The organism is Stenotrophomonas sp. MH181796 (assembly GCF_009659995.1).
In the GTDB taxonomy this organism is placed as follows: domain Bacteria; phylum Pseudomonadota; class Gammaproteobacteria; order Xanthomonadales; family Xanthomonadaceae; genus Stenotrophomonas; species Stenotrophomonas riyadhensis.
On record NZ_RAHU01000001.1, the window covers coordinates 31234 to 50950 of the forward strand.

Sequence of the window (19717 nt, forward strand, 5' to 3'; positions counted from 1 at the left end):
ACAACCGATGGGGTCAGATCCGTTTTCCTATGGAAAACGGATCTGACCCCAACCATTTCAAATGGCCTGCAATGCGCTGGACGGCAGCGCTGACAACGGCGAGGATGGAGGCTGGTTCTTCTGGCTGGCCCTGCATGGCGCAACGCATCCTTGAACCCGGTGAGATCGAGACGCTGGCCTCGCGCGATGTTCCGCGCATCATCCTGCCCGATACCGCGTCGCTGTTTGCCGGACGTGCGGACCGGCTGCGCAGTCTGGCGGGACACAGTGCCATCGGTGGTTACCTGCAGCTTCTGGCTGCGCTGGCTGATGCGCAGCAGGCGCTGCTGGAGGATCTGACACCGCCGCAACGCGAGGAGCTTCAGGCACAGGCGCGTGCACAGCAGTCGAGTGCGGCGGCCGGCGCCGGGATGCCGTTGCGGCCGGCCAACACGCTTCAGCTGGATGGACGTTGGCGCGACTGGCTGCGCACGCTATGCCAGCACTGCGCTGAAGAAGCCGGGCTGCCGGCGGAAACCCGGCTGGAACTGCAGCGCGTTGCCGCTGCCGGTGACGCGTGGCTGGATGCACAAGCGCATGCGGTGCTGGAACGTGATGACGCGCCGTCGGTGGATGCGGTGGCTGCGCTGCTGGTGATGAACGCGCTGCAGGTCTACTGGGCGGTACTGGCAGACAGCTTCCGCCCCACCGACCTGAAGCCGCTGGCCGATGCACCGGGGCTGTGCCCGCTGTGCGGCACCCTGCCGGTGGTCAGCGTGGTGCAGGCGCGGCCGCCCTATGCGTCCTACCGCTACCTGTCGTGCTCACTGTGTGCCTGCCAGTGGCACTACGTGCGCGTGCAGTGCAGCCAGTGTGGCACCGCCGGCAAGGACATCGCCTACCGCGCCCTGGCCGATGTGGATGGCGACAGCGGCGAGGCCGTGCGCGAGAGCGCGGTCCGCGCCGAGACCTGCGACCACTGCCACAGCTACCGCAAGATCCTGTATCTGGAGAAAGACCCGTCGCTGGAGCCGGTGGCCGACGACCTCGGCACGCTGGCGCTGGACCTGCTGCTGGGCGAGGAAGGGTATGCGCGCGCCAGCCAGAATCCGCTGCTGTGGCAATCCGACGGCGAGTGAGGCGATGACAGCCACGCCCCCCCCCACCCCGGCATCGGCCGCTGCCCTGCCCTCGCTGGACCGGTTGCTGCGTCTGCCTGCCTTGGCAGCACTGATCGAGGGCCACGGCCGCAGCCGTATCACCCAGCTGCTGCGTTCGCACCTGCAGGTGCTGCGCGACCGTATCAGCGCCGGCCAGCTCTCGGCCACGCAGCTGCAGGAAGCGGTTGACGGCCCGGCGCTGGTGGCAGCAGTCGAGGTCGCACTGGCCGCTGACGCACGGCTGGATCTGCAGCCGATGTTCAACCTGACCGGCACCGTGCTGCACACCAATCTTGGCCGCGCATTGCTGCCCGATGCCGCCGTGCACGCGGTCACCCGCGCGATGACCGCACCGGTGGATCTGGAGTTCGACGTCAGCCGCGGCCGTCGCGGCGACCGCGATGCACGGGTGCAGGCATTGATCTGCGAACTGACCGGCGCAGAAGCCGCCACCGTGGTCAACAACAATGCCGCGGCGGTCCTGCTGCTGCTCAACAGCCTGGCCAACCGCCGCGACGTGGTGGTGTCACGCGGCGAGCTGGTGGAGATCGGTGGCGCCTTCCGCATTCCCGACGTGATGCGCAGTGCCGGTGCGCGGCTGCTGGAAGTCGGCACCACCAACCGTACCCATCCGGCTGACTTCGCCAATGCCATCGGCACGCGCACCGCGCTGCTGATGGAGGTGCACGCCAGCAACTACGCGATCACCGGCTTCACCGCCAAGGTCGACACCGCGGCGATGGCCGCGATCGCGCACGAGCATGGCCTGCCGCTGGTGGTGGACCTGGGCAGTGGCAGCCTGTGTGATCTGGCGGCCTTCGGCCTGCCGCACGAGCCCACCGTGCAGGAAACGCTGGCGGCCGGCGCCGACCTGGTGTCGTTCAGTGGCGACAAGCTGCTGGGTGGTCCGCAGGCCGGCATCATCGCCGGCCGCGCCGACCTGATCGCGCGGATCAACCGCAACCCGCTGAAGCGGGCACTGCGCATGGACAAGATGGGCCTGGCCGCACTGGAAGCGGTGCTGGCCCTGTACCGCGAGCCGGAGCTGCTGGCACAGCGACTGCCGACCCTGCGCACCCTGTCACGCACGCAGGAGGACCTCGACGTGCAGGCTCAGCGCCTGCTGCAGCCGATGCGTTCCGTGCTCGCGGCCGACTACGATCTTGAACGGTCACCAATGCAGAGCCAGATCGGCAGCGGCGCCCAGCCACAGGCGCAGCTGGCCAGCGCCGGACTGCGCATTACCAGCGCGCGCCGTGGCGGACTGGATCGCCTGGCCAAGCGCTTGCGTCAGCTGCCGCGGCCCGTGCTGGGCCGCATTGCCGATGACGCGCTGTGGCTGGACCTGCGCTGCCTGGAACCGGCCGACGAAGCCGACTTCCTCGCCCAGTGGAGCACGCTGCAGGCATGATCGTCGGCACCGCCGGGCATATCGACCATGGCAAAACCAGCCTGGTACGCGCACTGACCGGCATCGAAACCGATCGCCTGCAGGAAGAGCGAACGCGCGGTATATCGATCGAACTGGGCTACGCCTATGTCCCGGTGGAAAGCAGGCACGTCGAAGGCCCCGCCGCGACGCTGGGCTTCGTCGACGTGCCAGGCCATGAGCGCTTCGTGCATACGATGGTGGCCGGCGCCACGGGTATCGATGTCGCTCTGCTGGTGATCGCTGCCGACGACGGCGTGATGCCACAGACCCGCGAGCATCTGGCGATCCTGCAGCTGCTGGGCGTGGATCGTGGTGCGGTGGCCCTGACCAAGATCGACCGTGTGGATGCGGCGCGCCTCGCCCGGGTCGAGATCGAGATTGCCGCGCTGCTGGCCGCGACACCGCTGCAGGATTCCCCTCTGTTCGCCTGCAACAGCACCGCACCCGACGATGCCGGCATCAACGCACTGCGTACCCAGCTGCACGCGTGGGCGGCGGACGATGCCAGCACACGCCAGGCCGAACTGCGCAGCGAACTGTTCCGCATGCCGGTGGACCGCGTGTTCTCGCTGGCCGGCCACGGCACGCTGGTGACCGGCGCGGTGCATGGCGGCATCGCGGCGGTGGGTGAGCATCTACAGCTGATGCCGGCCGCCACCGACGTGCGCGTGCGCAGCATCCACGCGCAGAACCAGGCCAGCGAGCACGCGATGGCTGGGCAACGCTGCGCGCTGAACCTGGCCGCCATCGCCCGCGACGACATCCACCGGGGCGACTGGATCGCCGATCCACGCGCGCTGCTGGCCACCACCCGCGTTGATGTGCGGCTGCGGCTTTCCGCACTGGCGCCGCCACTGCGCGACTGGTCACCGCTGCACATCCACTGGGGCACGATGCACCGGCAGGCGCATATGGTGCTGCTGGAAGACCACGACCACGACCACGGCGATGGTCAGTTGGTGCAGCTGGTGTTCGATGCACCGGTCTGCGCGATGTGTGGCGATCGTTTCATCGCCCGTGATTCAGCGGCCACCCACACACTGGGCGGTGGCGTCGTGCTCGATCCGGATCCTCCGCAGCGGCGTCGGCGCAGTCCTGCACGGCTGGCCTGGCTGGCGGCACTGGAGCAGCTGGCGGCCGGTGCCGGTGTTGTCCCGCTGCTGCAGCAGGCACCTGCCGGCATTCCCCTCACTGCGCTGCAACGCTATTGCCGACGCGCCGCCGACCGCATCGACCTGCCCGAGGACGCGCGACGCATCGCGACCCGCGATGACACAGTGATCATCCTCGCACCGCACTGGCAGGCACTGCGCGAGCAGGTGATCACCTCGCTGCGCGGCTGGCACGAGCGACGCCCGGACGAACCCGGTGTCGACAGCGGGCGCCTGCAGCGCAGTACCCTGCCCTCGCTTGCAGCGAGCCTCTGGAATGCGCTGCTGCAGGACCTGCTGGCCGATGGCACGCTGCAGCGCGTGGGCGCGTGGTGGCGCCTGCCCGGCCATGACCATGTGCCACCGGAACGCGAACGTCTCCTGCTGGAACGCGTGCTGCCGCAACTGCACGCCGGTGGCTTCGATCCACCGTGGGTGCGCACCCTGGCCGCCGACGTCGGTCTGGCCGAAGATGAGGTCCGCGCGGTCCTGCGCCGCGCCGCCGCACGTGGTGAACTGTTCCAGGTGGTGCCGGACCTGTTCTATGCGCCGGCCCGCATCGCCGAGCTGGCCGCGATTGTCGCGCAGCTGTCACAGGCCACCGGCACGGTGGATGCGGCGGCCTTCCGCGATGCCATCGGCCTGGGCCGCAAACGCAGCATCCAGATCTTGGAGTTCTTCAATCGCGTTGGCTACACTCGACGCGTCGGTGACCAGCATCGGCCGCGCGGCGACCTGCAGTGGAACGCAGCCCGCGACTGAGCCCACCGGTACCGCCGTACTTTCGGAAGGCATGCGCATCCGGGCATGCGGCTGGGCTTCAAACCCAGTAGGGGGCGTCGATCGTTCCCTGGTAGGTTCGACTCCTGCTGCCTTCCGCCATTCGTGTTTCCGCAGGAGATGTCGGCATGGCCACGCACGCGCAGTCCCCCGCTCCTTCAACGGCTGATGCCCCGCAACGACTGACGTCTCTCGCGCATGGCGGTGGCTGCGGCTGCAAGATCGCGCCCGGCGTGCTGACCGAACTGCTGCGTGGCGTTCCAGCGCTTCCGGCACCGGCCGAGCTGCTGGTCGGCCGCGAGACCAGCGACGACGCCGCGGTGTATCGCCTCGATGACCGGCAGGCAATCGTCGCCACCACCGACTTCTTCATGCCGATTGTCGACGACCCGTTCGACTTCGGCCGCATCGCCGCCACCAATGCGCTGTCGGACCTGTACGCGATGGGCGCGCGGCCATTGTTCGCGCTGGCCATCGTCGGCATGCCGATCAACACGCTGCCGCAGGACACCATCCGCGGCATCCTGCAGGGCGGCGAACGCGCCTGCGCTGATGCCGGCATCGTGGTGGCTGGTGGCCACAGCATCGATTCGGTGGAACCCATCTATGGCCTGGCCGCGATCGGCGTGCTCGATCCGCAACGCCTCAAGCGCAATGCCGATGCCCGCGCCGGCGATGTGCTGGTGCTGGGCAAGCCGTTGGGCGTGGGCGTGTATTCGTCAGCACTGAAGAAGGAAGTGCTGGACGCCGACGGGTACCGGCAGATGATCGAGTCGACCACGCGCCTGAACACTGTCGGCGTGCCACTGGCTGCGCTGGACGGCGTGCACGCGATGACCGACGTCACCGGTTTCGGCCTGCTGGGCCACCTGCTGGAAGTGTGCCGGGCCAGTGGGGTGGCTGCCGAGGTGGACAGTACCCAGGTGCCGCTGCTGCCGCAGACCTTGGACCTGCTGCAACGCGGCTGCGTAACCGGCGCCTCCAACCGCAACTGGGCCTCGTATGGCGCCGAGGTGCGCTTCGCCGAGGGCTTGGCCGCCCACTGGCAGCCACTGCTGACCGACCCGCAGACCAGCGGCGGCCTGCTGGTGTCCTGTGCGCCGGAAGCGGTGGATGCGGTGCTGGCCTGCTTCCACGACGCCGGGTTCGGCCAGGCGGCCGTGGTGGGACGGTTGGGCGAGGGAACGCCGGGCGTCAGCGTCCGCTGAGGCGCTGGAACGGCAAGGGCGCCCGAAGGCGCCCCTGCTGTAGCGCTGGATGCAGCATCACTCGATGTTCTGCACCTGTTCGCGGATCTGGTCGATCAGTACCTTCAGCTCCACCGCCGCATTGGACGTGCGGCTGTCCACCGACTTCGAGCCCAGCGTATTGGCTTCGCGGTTGAACTCCTGCAGCAGGAAGTCCAGGCGACGGCCGACCGGCTCGCGCTGCTTGAGCACGCGGCGGATCTCGACGATATGGCTGCCAAGACGGTCCAGTTCTTCATCCACGTCCAGCTTCTGCAGCCACAGCACCAGTTCCTGCTCGGCGCGGCCGGGGTCGACCGGGTGCGGCAGGTCGGCCAGGCGTGCGGCCAGCTTGGCGCGCTGGCCGTCGCGAATGGCCGGAATCAGCGTGCGGACGTCGGTGGCGATACGCTCGATGCCGTCCACGCGCTCGCTGATGGCCGCGGACAACTTGCCGCCTTCGCGCTCACGGGCCTCGACGAAGCCGTCCAGCACCTGGTCCAGCAGGGCCAGTGCCTCGACCTGCAGGGCGGCGGCATCGGTGGCCTCGCCGCGGGTCACGCCCGGCAGCTGCAGCAGGTCGGTGAAACTGACCTGCAGGTTGGGGAAATCGGAGGTCAGACGGTGCGCCAGGCGGCCCAGCTGGCCCAGCAGGGCCTCGTCCACCTGCAGGTTGGCGGCCGCTTCCGGGGCGCGCAGGCGCATCACCAGATCCAGCTTGCCGCGGCTCAGGCGCGCGGCGATACGCTCGCGCAGCTGCGGCTCGAGCGCCCGCAGTTCCTCGGGCAGGCGGGTGCCGACCTCCAGGAAGCGGTGGTTGACCGAGCGCAGCTCGCAGCCCAGCGTGCCCCACGGGGTGACCCGCTCGCCGCCGGCGTAGGCGGTCATGCTTCGAATCATGGATTGTGTCCGGTGCGTGCAAAGGGGGAATGGTACCCTAGCGCCCTCACCAGAGCCCCCTTGCCCGCCCCGTGAAGGCCGCGGGCGTGGCGGCGTACTCCCACGCCATTACGGAACCCGCACCATGTCCGATTCCCGCCCCAGCGGCCGCCAGCCCGACCAGCTCCGCCCGGTCGTCATCCAACGCGGCTTCACCCGCCACGCCGAAGGTTCGGTGCTGGTGTGCTTCGGTGAAACCCGTGTGCTGTGCACCGCCAGCGTCGAGAACCGCGTGCCGGGCTTCCTGCGCGGCAAGGGCGAGGGCTGGGTGACCGCCGAATACGGCATGCTGCCGCGCGCCACCCACACCCGCAGCGACCGTGAAGCCGCCCGTGGCAAGCAGGGTGGCCGCACGCTGGAGATCCAGCGCCTGATCGGCCGCAGCCTGCGTGCCTGCGTGGACCGCAACGCGCTGGGCGAACGCACCATCACCCTCGACTGCGACGTGCTGCAGGCCGACGGCGGCACCCGCACCGCCGCCATCACCGGCGCCTACGTGGCGCTGGTCGATGCGGTGAACGTGCTGATGAAGCGCGGCGACATCAAGCGCAACCCGATCCTGGGCGCGGTGGCAGCGGTGTCGGTGGGCGTGTACCGCGGCACCCCGGTGCTGGACCTGGACTACGCCGAAGACAGCGACTGCGACACCGACATGAACGTGGTGATGAACGACGGCGGTGGCTTCATCGAGCTGCAGGGCACCGCCGAAGGCCATGCCTTCCGTCGCGACGAACTGGATGCGCTGCTGGGCCTGGCCGAAAAGGGCGTGGCCGAACTGCTGGCCGCACAGCAGGCAGCGCTGTCGGCATGAACCGGCGCATCGCCCTGACCACGCTGGTGGTGGCCGACTACGACGAAGCCATTGCCTGGTACACCGGCAAGCTCGGCTTCGCGCTGCTGGAGGACATCGACCAGGGCCACAAGCGCTGGGTGGTGGTGGGGCCGACCGACGGCAGCGCTCCCGCCCTGCTGCTGGCCCGTGCCAGCGACGAGGAACAGCGCAGCCGCATCGGCAACCAGACCGGTGGCCGCGTCGCCTTCTTCCTCAACACCGATGACTTCCACCGCGACCACACGGCGATGCTGGCCGCCGGGGTCGAGTTCCTGGAAGCGCCGCGCGAAGAACCCTATGCAACGGTCGCGGTGTTCCGCGATCTGTATGGCAACACCTGGGACCTGCTGGAGCCCCGTCAATGAAGAAACTGGTACTGGCCAGCCACAACGCCGGCAAGCTGGTGGAGATGCAGGAGATCCTCGCCGACCTGCCGCTGCAGATCACCTCGGCCGCCGAGCTGGGCCTGGGCGACGTGGAAGAGACCGGCCTGACCTTCGTCGAGAACGCGCTGCTGAAGGCGCGCGCGGCCTGCGAAGCGACCGGCCTGCCGGCGCTGGCCGATGATTCCGGCCTGATCGTCGATGCCCTCGGCGGCGCACCCGGCCTGTACAGCGCGCGCTATGCCGGCCACCCGACCAACGCCGCGGCCAACAACGCCAAGCTGCTGGAGGCGATGGCCGACATTCCCGATGGCCAGCGCGGCGCCCGCTTCTATGCGGTGATCGTGCTGCTGCGCCACGCCACCGACCCGCAGCCACTGATCTGCGAAGGTCGCTGGGAAGGGCAGATCATCCGTGAACTGCGCGGCACGAATGGTTTCGGCTACAACCCGGTGTTCCTGGACACCACCCACGGCCTGACTGCCGCGGAGATGGAGCCGGCCCTGAAAAACGCCATCAGCCACCGTGCCATTGCCCTGCAACAGCTCAAGCAGCAGCTGGCGACGCTGTACTGACGCCACCCGATCGAACCAGGGAAGCCGGCCAGCGGCCGGCACTACCGAAGAAGCCCATGCCGCACGCCCACGACCACTGCAACCACCTGCCCGGCGAAGCCTGCTCCGCTGACCACGACAGCCCGCCGCGACTGGTGCCACCACCGCTGTCGCTGTACGTGCACCTGCCGTGGTGCGTGCGCAAGTGCCCGTACTGCGATTTCAATTCGCACCAGGCCAAGGGCGAACTGCCGTTCGACGCCTACATCGATGCGCTGCTGCGCGATCTCGACCAGGACCTGCCGCTGGTCTGGGGCCGGGTGGTGCACAGCGTGTTCTTCGGTGGCGGCACACCCAGCCTGTTCCCGCCGGAAGCAATCGACCGTTTCCTGCAACAGGCCAGCGCACGCCTGCGCTTCGCACCCAACGCCGAAATCACCCTGGAAACCAACCCGGGCACGGCCGAGCATGGCCGTTTCGACCGCTACCGCGCGGCCGGCGTGAACCGCCTCAGCTTCGGCATCCAGAGTTTCGACGATGCGATGCTCAAGCGCCTGGGCCGCATCCACGACAGTGGCGAAGCCGAGCGCGCGGTGAAGATGGCGCAGGACGCGGGCTACGACAACTTCAACATCGACCTGATGTACGCGCTGCCGGAACAGACCCTGGCCGGCGCCGAGGCCGATCTGGAGCGCGCGTTCGCACTGCAGCCGGCGCATATCTCGCACTACCAGCTGACCCTGGAACCGAACACGGTGTTCTTCGCGCGGCCGCCGCAGGGCATTCCCGATGAAGACAATGCCTGGGACATGCAGGAACACTGCCAGGCCCTGCTGGCGCAGGCCGGTTTCGGCCAGTACGAGGTGAGCGCCTACGCACGCCCTGGCCGGCAGAGCGCGCACAACCTGAACTACTGGCGTTTCGGCGACTACCTGGGCATCGGTGCCGGCGCGCACGGCAAGATCAGTTCGGGTGCCGAGGAACACGTGCTGCGACGCTGGAAGCTGAAGCATCCGCAGGCTTATCTGGACAGCGCGGGTACCCCGGCCTCGTTCGGCGGTGACGATGTGATCGCAGCCGAGCGCCTGCCCTTCGAGTACATGCTGAATCTGCTGCGCCTGCATGAAGGCTTCGGCCTGCGCGATTTCGAGTCGCGCACCGGGCTGCCGCGCCGCGTGCTCGATGCACCGCTGGCCGAGGCCGTGCAGCGCGGCTGGCTGGAGGTGACGGATGGCCATGTGCAGCCGACCGAGCTGGGCCGCCGATTCACCAACGATGTGGTGAGCCTGTTCCTGGAGGAGTGATCCTCGCCTGACAGGGGGTAGTGCCGGCCGCTGGCCGGCAGCTCGATCGGCGCGGATTGCCGGCCAGCGGCCGGCACTACCGTTCATCGGTCGGGCCATGCCTGGCGAATGGGATGCACATTCACCCTAAAGTAGCGCCGACTGCGGCCGACACGGTAGATTCACAAGATCGATCCGCGGGAATCCGGGTACCGCCTGCCGATGTCAGCTGTCTTCTCCATTACCTCTGCCGACAAAGCCCGCCTGGCTGCCAGCAACCTGCCACCGCGGGTGCGTGAGCTGCTGGGCGCCTTGATCGGCCTGTGCCGGCAGACGCTGGCCGCCCCTCTGATCCTGACCGTCGAAGCGCTGGAACAGACGCTGCTGCACGACGCCGATCGCGCGCGCAATCCACAGCTGCAGGCCGAACTGATGGCCCAGCGCGGCCAACTGCATGCCTTTTCCGGCCATTTCGCCGACCGCATGCTCAATGCCGTGGCCGATGCACTGATACGGCTGCGCGAACCCGCCACCGGCGCCAGCGTCGGTGCCACGCCCCCGCCGTTGCCCGGCATGCTCGGGCTGTCGCTGGTCGATGAACATGAAGTGGACCGCGACCTGCTGCTGACCGAGATGATCCGGCGCGAGACGCTGCGCTCGACCAACACACTGAACCTGCTGGGCCAACGCCTGGGCGTGCTGGCCGCGGCACCGGCCTTCGAGGCCGATACCCTGCCACTGGCACCGCAGGCACTGTGCGCGATGCTGCGCCGGATCGCCGAACAGGATGCGCTCAGCGTCGAAGTCCAGTTGGCGCTGTATCGCAGCTTCGAACGCCAGGTGCTGGAACGCCTGGGCGACATCCTCGACCGCGCCAATGCCCTGCTGGCCCAGCACGGCGTGCTGCCCGGCCTGGTCTACACCCCCTACCTGGCGCGCTCGTCGAGCACGCGGCGGATCATCACCCAGTCGGTGGGCGGTGGACGTGCCACCCAGCCGGCAAAGCGCGCTGCGGCGCCACTGACCGGCTGGAACGGATCGGCACCCGCCGGTTCCTGGTCGAGCCTGGTGCAGGACGCCTTCCAGGATGGCGGCGCAACCGGCGCGGCCCTGCCGGGCCTGACCACCGCCACCGGCAGCGCGCTGCATGAGCTGCTGCAGCAGGCACGCCATGCCAGCGCAGCCCCTGCGGACCGCGATGCCGTGCCGAGCGCGGCAGTGGATGCGGTGCTCGCACGCCTGCAGGCCCAGTCCAGCTCGGCCACCGGCGTTGCCGACCTGCAGGCCGCCGTCGTGGCGCAGCTGCGCAGCGAGCACGGTACGCAGGCGCAGCTGGGCAGCCACGACCGTGACAACCTCGACCTGCTGCGCATGCTGATGCAGCAGGTGCAGCAGCAACAGCGCCCCGACCCGGTGCCGGCCGCCCTGCTGGCGCGCCTGCAGGTGCCCTTGGCACGCGCGGCAATGGCCGATCCGGGCTTCTTCGTACGCGACGAGCACCCGGCGCGCGAGCTGCTCAACCAGATTGCCGAAGTCGGCGCCAACTGGCTGGGCGACGATGACGTCGACCCACAGCTGCTGCAGCGCATGGCGCAGAGCGTGCAGGGCCTGCTGGGCCAGGACGCACGGACGCCGGAGGCTTTCGCCACCGCCAATGAAGACGTGCAGCAGCACCAGCGTGCCGCGGCGCATCGCGCCGAGCTGGCCGAGCGCCGCCATGTCGAAGCTGCGCGCGGCAAGGAGCGGCTGGAACTGGCCCGGCGCCAGGCCAGCGCACAGATCGACCAGTGCTGCGACACGCAGGAACCGCCGCGCTTCGTGCAGACCCTGCTGCGCCAGGCCTGGGCCGACGCCCTGACCCTCACCCGCCTGCGCCATGGCGACGACTCACCGCAATGGCAGGAACGCCTGCAGCAGACCCAGCGCATCGCTGCCATCACCGCGCAGGCCGTCGATGCCCCCGGTGGCACCGATGCCGCGCTTGCTGCCGATGTCGAGGCCGCCCTGCTGCAGGTCGGCTACCACGCCGAGGAAGCCGCCGCCGTCGCGCGCAGGCTGGCTACGCCCGGCGGCGAGGACGAAAGCACCTCGCGTACCGAACTCAGTGCCCGCCTGAAGGCGCGTGCACGCCTGGGCGAACACGCCGGCACGCCCACCGGCACGGCGCCTGCAACACCCCGCAGCAGTGCCGAAGAAGCCGCCTACCAGCAGCTGTCAACGCTGCCGTTCGGCAGCTGGTTCGACATCGATACCGGTGATGGCACGCTGCGCCGCCAGCGCCTGTCCTGGTACAGCCTGCTGACCGGCCACGCCCTGTTCGTCAATCCGCGCGGGCAGAAGATCGCCGAGACCGACCTGGATACGCTGGCCCGGCAGATCAGCGCCGGCCGTGCGCAGCTGGTCACCGAAGACAAGGCCCGGCTGGTCGACCGCGCCTGGGAAGCCAGCCTTGGCGCATTGCGTGCGCTGGCGGCCGGCCACACGCAGGAGACCTCCGCATGAACACCCAGCCGCCACAGGACACCCGTCGCGCACCGCGCCGCCAGGTCTCGGACCTGGTCCCGGTCACCGACCAGATGCGCGAATGCGTGGTCGGCCGTCTCGGCAATGTTTCCGAAACCGGCATGCTGATGCTGGCCAGTGCGCCGCTGCGTGAGGACGCGCTGTACCAGCTGCGCTTCCCGCTGCCACTGGGTGATGGCCGCCAGCAGGACATCGATGTGGGCGTGCACCTGCTGTGGAGCGAGCCCGCACATGCACCCGGCCAGAGTTGGACCGGCTTCCGATTCCTCACCCTGTCGCGCGAACATCGGCAGCTGCTGCGCCAGTGGGTGGGCGAGGACAGCGACGAGGGACCGGTTTCGACGGCCTGAGTGCCGGTTCCGGCACAGCGGTTTTTCGCGGTATGCGGCAGAATCTAGGGCCGTTTTCCGTGTCGAGCCACCGCAATGATCCAGCAAGACCCCGGCGCCCTGTATTCCGACCACCTGGCCGTGCTGTGCCGACGCGCCGAACAGGCGCTGGCCCGCGGCGGCTTCGATCACCTGGTGGTGCCCAGCGGCACCCTGCACTACCAGGTGTTCGACGATCGCGACTACCCGTATGCGGTGAATCCGCAGTTCAAGGCCTGGCTGCCGCTGACCCGCGTGCCCAACAGCTGGATCGTGTTCACCCCCGGCAAGCGTCCGGCGGTGATCTTCCACCAGCCCTTCGATTACTGGCACGTGGTACCGGACGCCCCCAGCGGCTGGTGGGTGGAGCACTTCGACATCCACATCATCCGCAAGCCCGAAGAGGCGCTGGCGCTGCTGCCGGCCGACCCGTCGCGCTGCGCCATCCTCGGCGAGCCGCAGAGCGCGCTGGGCAACTACGTGCCGAACAACCCGGCACCGGTGGTGAACTACCTGGAGTGGCACCGCGGCAGCAAGACGCCGTATGAAATCGCGCTGATGCGCCAGGCGCAGGTGCTGGGCGTGCGCGGCCACCGCGCCGCCGAGGCCGCGTTCCGCAACGGCGCCGACGAGTTCAGCATCCACATGGCCTACTGCCAGGCCGTTGGCCAGGACGCCAACGAGTTGCCCTACGGCAACATCGTGGCGCTGAACGAACATGCCGCCGTGCTGCATTACACCGAGCTGGGCCGCAAGGCACCGCAGCCGCTGCGCAGCTTCCTGATCGATGCCGGTGCCAGCGCACACGGCTACGCCAGCGACATCACCCGCACCTACGCCGCGCAAGGCCACGACGAGTTCGCCGCGATGATCGCCGCCGTCGATGCGGCCCAGCAGCAGATGTGCGCAGCGGTGCGCCCGGGCTTTGACTACAAGCAGCTGCACGTGGATGCACATCTTTCACTGATGGGCGTGCTGAAGGACTTCGGCGTGATCAAGGTCTCGCCACAGACTGCAGTGGAAACCGGCGTCAGCGCCGCGTTCTTCCCGCATGGCATCGGCCACCTGATCGGCCTGCAGGTGCACGACGTGGCCGGTTTCGCGGCCAGCGACGAGGGTGGCCGCATCGAGCGCCCGGCGGGCCACCCGTACCTGCGCCTGACCCGCGTGCTGGAACCGGGCATGGTGGTGACCATCGAACCGGGCCTGTACTTCATCGACATGCTGTTGAATGAAGTGAAGGATGCCGGCCATGGCGATGCGATCAACTGGGACCGCGTGGATTTCTTCCGTCCGTATGGCGGCATCCGCATCGAAGACGAAGTGCTGTGCACCGAGGGCGAAGCGGACAACCTGACGCGGCCGGAGTTTGCGGTGGCGAACGGCTGAGTCGCTCGTGGTTGGATGCTGAAGTCAAAAGCCGCGCTTGGCGGGGCGGGTGGGCCATGCAGGGGACGCTGCAAGTACGTCCCTGTAAGCTCGATGGCGCCATCCATGGCGCCAACGCCCCTGCATGGCCCACCCGCCCCACCTCTGACAGTTTTCTGCGCGCGTCCAACCACGGAAAAGAACAAAGAAAAGCAAAAGCGGGTCGCTCGCTGCGCTCGCTCTGTGTCGACCAAGGTCGACACCTACCAACAGCCGCGCGTTCCAACGGCCGCAGTGGCCAGTAGATCCACGCCATGCGTGGATGATTCATTCGATATCTGACAGATGTGCCGACCAACGGTCGGCACCCACCAACTGCCGCGTGAACCTGTCGAAGGCGGGGCACTGTGGGCTTGCGGGGTGTGAGCGGCATGGATGCCACGACCAAGCCCCGATGGATAGGTTCACGGCGCCTCCGCGCCCCCCCCCCCCCCCCCCCCCCCCCCCCCCCCCCCCCCCCCCCCCCCCCCCCCCCCCCCCCCCCNCGCTCGTGGTTGGATGCTGAAGTCAAAAGCCGCGCTTGGCGGGGCGGGTGGGCCATGCAGGGGACGCTGCAAGTACGTCCCTGTAAGCTCGATGGCGCCATCCATGGCGCCAACGCCCCTGCATGGCCCACCCGCCCCACCTCTGACAGTTTCCTGCGCGCGTCCAACCGCGGAAAAGAACAAAGAAAAGCAAAAGCGGGTCGCTCGCTGCGCTCGCTCTGTGTCGACCAAGGTCGACACCTACCAATCGTCGTTCGTTCCAACAACCGCCGTTACCAACAGCCGCGTGAACCTGTCGAAGGCGGGGCACTGTGGGCTTGCGGGGTGTGAGCGGCATGGATGCCGCGACCAAGCCCCCATGGATGGGTTCACGGCGTCCCCGCAAACCCACAGTGCCCCGCCATCCCACGGAATGCCGCTCTGGCTTTGGCAGTTGCCGTTGATTGCAGCAGGTGCAGGGCTGCAAGCCCTGCCGAAACCCCTTACCCCGCCATCACCGCTTCAATTTCGTCGGCGCTGCGCGCCAGGCCTTCGGTCAGCACGCGATGGCCGTCATCAGTGATCAGCACGTCATCCTCGGTACGGATGCCGATACCGCGCCAGCGCGGTTCCACCGTCGTGTCGTCCACGCCGACATACAGCCCCGGCTCGATGGTGAACGCCATGCCCGGCTCCAGCAGGCGCGAATCGCCCGCCAGGCGGTAATCACCCACGTCGTGCACGTCCAGCCCGATCCAGTGCCCGGTCTTGTGCCGGTAGAAGCGCTGGTACAGGCCCTCGGACAGGTTCTTTTCCAGCGTGCCCTTCAGCAGCCCCAGCCGCAGCAGGCCTTCGGTCAGGGTCTGCACCGCAGCCAGGTGGCCGGCCTCGTACGGTACGCCCGGCTTGGCCTGGGCCAGTGCCGCGGCCTGCGCGTCACCGACCAGGTCATGCAGCGCGCGCTGCTCGGCGCTGAAGCGGCCATTCACCGGGAACGTGCGGGTGATGTCACTGGCATAGCCGCGGTATTCGGCGCCGGCGTCGATCAGCACCAGCTCGCCATCACGTGAACGCGCGTTGTTGTCGCGGTAATGCAGGATGCAGCCGTTGCGGCCGGCACCGACGATGCTGCAGTAGGCCGGCACGGCATCGTTGGCGCGGAACACGCGTTCCAGTTCGGCCTGCAGTTCGTATTCGTGGATGCCGGCCTTCGCCGCTTTCATCGCCGCCAGATGTGCACGCACGCTGATCTGCGCGGCGTGGTGCATCAGCGCCACTTCAGCACCGGACTTGAACAGGCGCTGCTCGTGCAGCAGGTGACCCAGCTCCAGGAACTCATGCGGCGGCTGCGCGCCGTGGCGCACCTGCGAACGCACGCGGTTGACCCAGCCGATCAGCTTCAGGTCGAAATCGGCGTCGCGGCCGAAGTGGTAGTAGACGCGCGAACGACCTTCCAGCAGGCCTGGCAGGATGTCGTCCAGATCGTCGATCGGGTACGCATCGTCCATCCCGTACTGCGCCACCGCACCTTCCTGGCCGGCGCGGCTGCCATCCCAGGCCTCGCGTTCGGCATCGCGCTCGCGGCAGAACAGGATGGCCTCGCCGTGGCGGCGGCCCGGAATCAGCACCAGCACCGCCTCCGGTTCCGGGAAGCCGCTCAGGTACTGGAAGTCCGAATCCTGCCGGAACGGGTAATGGGTATCGAGGCTACGCACCTTCTCGGCGGCGGCGGGAAGCACCAGGATCGCGTCTTCGCCGGCCATGTCCATCAGCTGGCGGCGGCGACGCTTGTATTCGCCGGCCGCGATGCCGGTGCGCTGCTTGATGTCCATCAGTTCAGGCGCTGCCGATGGCGCGAGGCCAGCACCACGTCACCGTGCAGCAGCAGTACCGCCACGCGGATGAATTCCTCGATCTCCGACAGGGCTTCGTCGTCATCGTCACCACCGGCCTCGAAATCCTCGCTGGAGGCACGCGCCAGGCTGGCCATGTCGGTCAGCGCTTCTTCGCCCTCTTCGGACAGGGTCGGGCGGCGGCCGCCGCTGCCCAGGCCGAAGCCGCCCAAGAAGGAACGGGTCCAGCTGAACATGGCATCGGCCTGCGCGGACACGTCGTCGCCGTCGGTCAGCAGCAGTTCGAAGGCGAAATCGCGGTCTTCCAGTTGCTTGATGGTGACCTGCAGCAGCTGCCCCAGCACGCTGTCGGCGGCCACCGGCGGCAGGTTGTCGTCGGCCAGCACACGCGCCGGCCAATCATTGCCGGGGGCACCGCCGGCGGCCAGCCAGCCGCACAGTGCGCCGTGCAGCTCGGCAGCGGTGGCGCCCAGGCCCAGTTCCTGGCTGGCGCGGGTAACGTCGTCGACGGAGGGAAGTTCGGTCATCGTGCGGCTCGTTCGGAAAGGAAACCCGGGGCGCGCACGCGCGCGCCCGTGAGACCCGGTAGTGTAGCAACCCGACGGCATCCTCTCTGCGACCGTCAGGCCTTGCTGCGACAACGCTTGACCGCCCTTACCCGGCTTGCCTATCGTGCCCGCATGGAACCCGCCGATCCCCTTGCCCAGCTGCAGGACTTCGCTGCCCGCGTGGAAGCGTTGCTTGAACGCAACCAGCGCCTGGCCGAGGAGAACCGCAGCCTGCGCCACCAGCAGGAACAGCTGGTGGCCGAGCGTTCCACGCTGCTGGCCAAGAACGAGCAGGCACGCTCGCGGGTGGAAGCAATGATCAGCCGGCTCAAATCCCTGGAGCAGCACACATGAGCGCCGAACCGGTCAGTGTCCGCATCCTTGATCGTGAATACACCGTGGGTGTCGGCGGCGATGAACGCGACAGCCTGATGGCGGCCGCGCGCCTGCTCGATGCGCGCATGCGCGAAATCCGCGGCAGCAACCGCATGGCCGCGGTCGACCGCGTCGCCGTGCTGGCGGCGTTGAACCTGGCCCACGAACTGCAGTTGCTGCGCGATGAGAACGCCCGCCAGGCGGTGGCGCTGCAGCAGACGCTGGCCGACCTGAACCGGCGCCTGGACCGCGCGATCGACGGCACCCCGTAGAAGAGGGGACGGAGGGAATCAAGGCGCATTCGCCCCTTCCGTGCTGGAAACGTCTTAATCCCCTCCGTCCCCTTTTCTCATATCTGAATTGGCACGGACTGTTGCCGACGAACGGCCTATCCAGATCCTGCGTGCTGGCTATAATGGCCACGCGTTCTCTGCGGTACTCGACGGCATGTGCAAACATTCGCCTTGTCCCTTAAGAACGACACCGGGAGCGCGACAGCGCCGGGAGTGCAGGTCCGCCTTGTAGCGGGAAGCCCGATGGTTCTCCAGCGTTCCCACTTGAGCCCCCGGGTTCAAGGTCGTTTCGCATGCATCGACATTGCGGAGAATGCAATATTCCAGCAAGGGCGGCGTCTTCGGGCGTCGCCCTTGTTCTTTCCGGCACAATGACGGCTGATCCTTGCCGCACGCTGCCATGACCGACCCGCGCCAGGCCCTGCGCCACGACCTGCGGCAACGCCGCCGCGACCTTTCCGCCGCTGAGCGCATCGCCGCCGCTGAATCGCTTGCCGATGCCCTGCTGGCCCTCCCATTCGCCCCGCGCGAAGGCGCCGTGGCCGGCTACTGGGCGCTGGATGGCGAAATCGCCCTGCACCGCTGGCAGCTGCAACTGCCCGAAGGACTTACCTACTGCCTGCCAGTGCTGGCCGGCGACGTACTGCGCTTCGCGCCGTGGCGGCCCGGGCAGCCACTGACCAGCAACCGCTATGGCATTCCCGAGCCGGACGTAGCCGTGGAAGACACCCTGGAACCGGCGCAGATGGCGTTGGTCGTGACCCCGCTGGTGGGCTTCGACGCACAGTGCCGGCGGCTGGGCATGGGGGGCGGCTGGTATGATCGCAGCTTCGCCTTCCGCCACGACCGGCCGGCGCCGCCCTGGCTGGTCGGCGCTGCGTTCGCGGTGCAGCAGGTCGAGTCCTTGCCGGTGGCGTCGTGGGACGTACCGGTGGATGCGATCTGCACCGAAGACGGCCCCCTGTTCCCCTCCGCTGCCCCCGTGAACGCATGACCGCCCGCAAGCGCTACTGGCTGATGAAGTCCGAACCGGACGCCTTCTCCATCGATGACCTGGCCAAGGTCAAGGTCGAACCCTGGAACGGGGTGCGCAACTACCAGGCGCGCAATTTCATGCGCGATGGCATGCAGGTGGGCGACGGCATCCTGTTCTACCACTCCAATACCAAGGTGCCCGGCATCGTCGGCCTGGCCACGGTGGCCAGCCCGGCCTATCCGGACGACACCCAGTTCGACCCGAAATCCGACTACCACGACCCCAAGAGCACGCGCGAGAACCCGCGCTGGATGCTGGTGGACGTGGCCTTCGACCGCAAGCTCAAGCAGGTGATCGCGCTGGACGAGATCAAGCTGCACGCCGAAGAACTCGGCGAAGGCTTCCCGCTGGTTGCCAAGGGCAACCGCCTGTCGGTATTCCCGGTGACGGCTGCGCAGTGGAAGCTGCTGCTGTCGCTGGAAAAGAAATCCTGATTCCCTGCCTGAGAGTTCTCCCATGTCCGAAGCCAAGCGCCTGGCCGCCGAGAAAGCCATCGAGTACGTAGAAGACGGCATGATCGTCGGTGTCGGCACCGGTTCCACCGTCGCCTATTTCATCGATGCCCTGGCCCGCATCCAGCACCGCATCAAGGGTGCCGTGTCCAGCTCCGAGCAGAGCACCGCGCGCCTGAAGCAGCATGGCATCGAAGTGATCGAGCTGAACCACAGCGGCAACCTGTCACTGTACGTGGACGGCGCCGATGAGTGCGATGCCAACAAGTGCCTGATCAAGGGCGGCGGCGCCGCGCTGACCCGCGAGAAGATCATCGCCGAGGCCAGCGAGCGCTTCATCTGCATCGTCGACCCAAGCAAGCAGGTGCCGGTGCTGGGCAAGTTCCCGCTGCCGGTGGAAGTGATCCCGATGGCGCGCAGCCTGGTCGCCCGCCAGATCCGCGACATGACCGGCGGCCAGCCGACCTGGCGCGAAGGCGTGGTCACCGACAACGGCAACCAGATCCTGGACATCCACAACCTGCAGATCACCGATCCGGAAAAGCTGGAGCGCGAGCTCAACCAGCTGCCGGGCGTGGTCTGCGTCGGCCTGTTCGCGCGCCGTCGCGCCGATGTGGTGATCGTCGGCGGCGAGCCGCCGGTCGTGCTCTGACCCTTC

General features: G+C 68.1%; 19 protein-coding genes, 1 tRNA gene and 1 other RNA gene. 18 read left to right on the forward strand and 3 right to left on the reverse strand.

Going from position 1 to position 19717, the window contains the following annotated elements:
• Positions 1 to 134: 134 nt before the first annotated feature.
• The 5 genes from fdhE (at position 135) to selD (ending at position 5710) form a co-directional block, all read left to right on the forward strand.
• Positions 135 to 1118 carry a formate dehydrogenase accessory protein FdhE gene (gene fdhE, locus D5301_RS00120; protein ID WP_153854444.1) on the forward strand — a complete coding sequence of 328 codons (984 nt, stop codon included), beginning with the start codon at positions 135 to 137 and terminating at the stop codon, positions 1116 to 1118.
• Positions 1119 to 1122: 4 nt separating this feature from the next.
• Positions 1123 to 2550, forward strand: a complete 1428-nt coding sequence (selA, locus tag D5301_RS00125) for an L-seryl-tRNA(Sec) selenium transferase (protein WP_153854445.1) — start codon at positions 1123 to 1125, stop codon at positions 2548 to 2550.
• Positions 2547 to 4484 carry a selenocysteine-specific translation elongation factor gene (selB, locus tag D5301_RS00130; RefSeq protein ID WP_153854446.1) on the forward strand — a complete coding sequence of 646 codons (1938 nt, stop codon included), beginning with the start codon at positions 2547 to 2549 and terminating at the stop codon, positions 4482 to 4484. The genes selA and selB overlap by 4 nt, the downstream gene beginning before the upstream one ends.
• A gap of 24 nt (positions 4485 to 4508) precedes the next feature.
• Positions 4509 to 4604: transfer RNA gene (locus D5301_RS00135), tRNA-Sec, on the forward strand.
• Positions 4605 to 4630: 26 nt separating this feature from the next.
• Positions 4631 to 5710 carry a selenide, water dikinase SelD gene (gene selD, locus D5301_RS00140; protein ID WP_153854447.1) on the forward strand — a complete coding sequence of 360 codons (1080 nt, stop codon included), beginning with the start codon at positions 4631 to 4633 and terminating at the stop codon, positions 5708 to 5710.
• Positions 5711 to 5767: 57 nt separating this feature from the next.
• On the opposite strand, the gene D5301_RS00145 is transcribed toward selD, so the two are convergent.
• Positions 5768 to 6628 (reverse strand): YicC/YloC family endoribonuclease, encoded by an 861-nt coding sequence (locus D5301_RS00145; protein ID WP_106469017.1) that lies wholly within the window; start codon positions 6626 to 6628, stop codon positions 5768 to 5770.
• 124 nt (positions 6629 to 6752) lie between these two features.
• Here D5301_RS00145 and rph point away from each other — a divergent pair, with 124 nt between their 5' ends.
• The 7 genes from rph (at position 6753) to pepQ (ending at position 13999) form a co-directional block, all read left to right on the forward strand.
• Entirely contained in the window at positions 6753 to 7478 is a 726-nt protein-coding gene (rph, locus tag D5301_RS00150; RefSeq protein ID WP_049426699.1) for a ribonuclease PH, read from the forward strand.
• Complete coding sequence (locus D5301_RS00155) at positions 7475 to 7864, forward strand: VOC family protein (protein WP_110713495.1); 390 nt, start codon at positions 7475 to 7477, stop codon at positions 7862 to 7864. The genes rph and D5301_RS00155 overlap by 4 nt, the downstream gene beginning before the upstream one ends.
• Positions 7861 to 8457 carry an RdgB/HAM1 family non-canonical purine NTP pyrophosphatase gene (rdgB, locus tag D5301_RS00160; RefSeq protein ID WP_049446541.1) on the forward strand — a complete coding sequence of 199 codons (597 nt, stop codon included), beginning with the start codon at positions 7861 to 7863 and terminating at the stop codon, positions 8455 to 8457. The genes D5301_RS00155 and rdgB overlap by 4 nt, the downstream gene beginning before the upstream one ends.
• A 56-nt stretch (positions 8458 to 8513) precedes the next feature.
• Entirely contained in the window at positions 8514 to 9740 is a 1227-nt protein-coding gene (gene hemW, locus D5301_RS00165; protein ID WP_162622093.1) for a radical SAM family heme chaperone HemW, read from the forward strand.
• Positions 9741 to 9941: 201 nt separating this feature from the next.
• Positions 9942 to 12221, forward strand: a complete 2280-nt coding sequence (locus D5301_RS00170) for a DUF1631 family protein (RefSeq protein WP_153854448.1) — start codon at positions 9942 to 9944, stop codon at positions 12219 to 12221.
• Entirely contained in the window at positions 12218 to 12592 is a 375-nt protein-coding gene (locus D5301_RS00175; RefSeq protein WP_097049436.1) for a PilZ domain-containing protein, read from the forward strand. Before D5301_RS00170 ends, D5301_RS00175 begins: the two co-directional genes overlap by 4 nt.
• A 75-nt stretch (positions 12593 to 12667) precedes the next feature.
• Positions 12668 to 13999 carry a Xaa-Pro dipeptidase gene (gene pepQ / locus D5301_RS00180; RefSeq protein ID WP_153854449.1) on the forward strand — a complete coding sequence of 444 codons (1332 nt, stop codon included), beginning with the start codon at positions 12668 to 12670 and terminating at the stop codon, positions 13997 to 13999.
• A gap of 1006 nt (positions 14000 to 15005) precedes the next feature.
• On the opposite strand, the gene D5301_RS00185 is transcribed toward pepQ, so the two are convergent.
• Complete coding sequence (locus D5301_RS00185) at positions 15006 to 16328, reverse strand: aminopeptidase P N-terminal domain-containing protein (RefSeq protein WP_088028469.1); 1323 nt, start codon at positions 16326 to 16328, stop codon at positions 15006 to 15008.
• Between the two features lie 5 nt (positions 16329 to 16333).
• A complete protein-coding gene (locus tag D5301_RS00190) occupies positions 16334 to 16882 on the reverse strand; it encodes a YecA family protein (protein WP_032128368.1) in 549 nt (182 codons plus the stop codon).
• A 153-nt stretch (positions 16883 to 17035) separates the two neighbouring features.
• On the opposite strand from D5301_RS00190, the gene D5301_RS00195 reads away from it, so the two are divergent.
• From D5301_RS00195 to rpiA, 6 genes are all read left to right on the forward strand, one after another.
• The gene (locus D5301_RS00195) at positions 17036 to 17257 is read left to right on the forward strand and encodes a TIGR02449 family protein (RefSeq protein ID WP_005410898.1); all 222 of its coding nucleotides are present in this window, start codon (positions 17036 to 17038) and stop codon (positions 17255 to 17257) included.
• Positions 17254 to 17550 carry a cell division protein ZapA gene (locus tag D5301_RS00200; RefSeq protein ID WP_005410899.1) on the forward strand — a complete coding sequence of 99 codons (297 nt, stop codon included), beginning with the start codon at positions 17254 to 17256 and terminating at the stop codon, positions 17548 to 17550. The genes D5301_RS00195 and D5301_RS00200 overlap by 4 nt, the downstream gene beginning before the upstream one ends.
• A 152-nt stretch (positions 17551 to 17702) precedes the next feature.
• Positions 17703 to 17888: non-coding RNA, 6S RNA (ssrS, locus tag D5301_RS00205), on the forward strand.
• Between the two features lie 83 nt (positions 17889 to 17971).
• Entirely contained in the window at positions 17972 to 18565 is a 594-nt protein-coding gene (locus tag D5301_RS00210; RefSeq protein WP_153854451.1) for a 5-formyltetrahydrofolate cyclo-ligase, read from the forward strand.
• The gene (locus tag D5301_RS00215; RefSeq protein WP_032128370.1) at positions 18562 to 19041 is read left to right on the forward strand and encodes an EVE domain-containing protein; all 480 of its coding nucleotides are present in this window, start codon (positions 18562 to 18564) and stop codon (positions 19039 to 19041) included. The genes D5301_RS00210 and D5301_RS00215 overlap by 4 nt, the downstream gene beginning before the upstream one ends.
• A gap of 22 nt (positions 19042 to 19063) precedes the next feature.
• A complete protein-coding gene (rpiA, locus tag D5301_RS00220) occupies positions 19064 to 19711 on the forward strand; it encodes a ribose-5-phosphate isomerase RpiA (RefSeq protein WP_006389802.1) in 648 nt (215 codons plus the stop codon).
• Positions 19712 to 19717 lie beyond the last annotated feature (6 nt).

Bases quoted from the DNA above. Each gene is read 5' to 3' on its own strand.
- selD (WP_153854447.1), top strand. From the start codon at position 4,631: ATGGCCACGCACGCGCAGTCCCCCGCTCCTTCAACGGCTGATGCCCCG.
- rdgB (WP_049446541.1), top strand. From the start codon at position 7,861: ATGAAGAAACTGGTACTGGCCAGCCACAACGCCGGCAAGCTGGTGGAG.
- D5301_RS00190 (WP_032128368.1), bottom strand. From the start codon at position 16,882: ATGACCGAACTTCCCTCCGTCGACGACGTTACCCGCGCCAGCCAGGAA.
- fdhE (WP_153854444.1), top strand. From the start codon at position 135: ATGGCGCAACGCATCCTTGAACCCGGTGAGATCGAGACGCTGGCCTCG.
- rpiA (WP_006389802.1), top strand. From the start codon at position 19,064: ATGTCCGAAGCCAAGCGCCTGGCCGCCGAGAAAGCCATCGAGTACGTA.
- selB (WP_153854446.1), top strand. From the start codon at position 2,547: ATGATCGTCGGCACCGCCGGGCATATCGACCATGGCAAAACCAGCCTG.
- D5301_RS00155 (WP_110713495.1), top strand. From the start codon at position 7,475: ATGAACCGGCGCATCGCCCTGACCACGCTGGTGGTGGCCGACTACGAC.
- D5301_RS00210 (WP_153854451.1), top strand. From the start codon at position 17,972: ATGACCGACCCGCGCCAGGCCCTGCGCCACGACCTGCGGCAACGCCGC.
- pepQ (WP_153854449.1), top strand. From the start codon at position 12,668: ATGATCCAGCAAGACCCCGGCGCCCTGTATTCCGACCACCTGGCCGTG.
- D5301_RS00215 (WP_032128370.1), top strand. From the start codon at position 18,562: ATGACCGCCCGCAAGCGCTACTGGCTGATGAAGTCCGAACCGGACGCC.
- D5301_RS00195 (WP_005410898.1), top strand. From the start codon at position 17,036: ATGGAACCCGCCGATCCCCTTGCCCAGCTGCAGGACTTCGCTGCCCGC.
- D5301_RS00145 (WP_106469017.1), bottom strand. From the start codon at position 6,628: ATGATTCGAAGCATGACCGCCTACGCCGGCGGCGAGCGGGTCACCCCG.
- hemW (WP_162622093.1), top strand. From the start codon at position 8,514: ATGCCGCACGCCCACGACCACTGCAACCACCTGCCCGGCGAAGCCTGC.
- D5301_RS00175 (WP_097049436.1), top strand. From the start codon at position 12,218: ATGAACACCCAGCCGCCACAGGACACCCGTCGCGCACCGCGCCGCCAG.
- D5301_RS00200 (WP_005410899.1), top strand. From the start codon at position 17,254: ATGAGCGCCGAACCGGTCAGTGTCCGCATCCTTGATCGTGAATACACC.
- D5301_RS00170 (WP_153854448.1), top strand. From the start codon at position 9,942: ATGTCAGCTGTCTTCTCCATTACCTCTGCCGACAAAGCCCGCCTGGCT.
- selA (WP_153854445.1), top strand. From the start codon at position 1,123: ATGACAGCCACGCCCCCCCCCACCCCGGCATCGGCCGCTGCCCTGCCC.
- rph (WP_049426699.1), top strand. From the start codon at position 6,753: ATGTCCGATTCCCGCCCCAGCGGCCGCCAGCCCGACCAGCTCCGCCCG.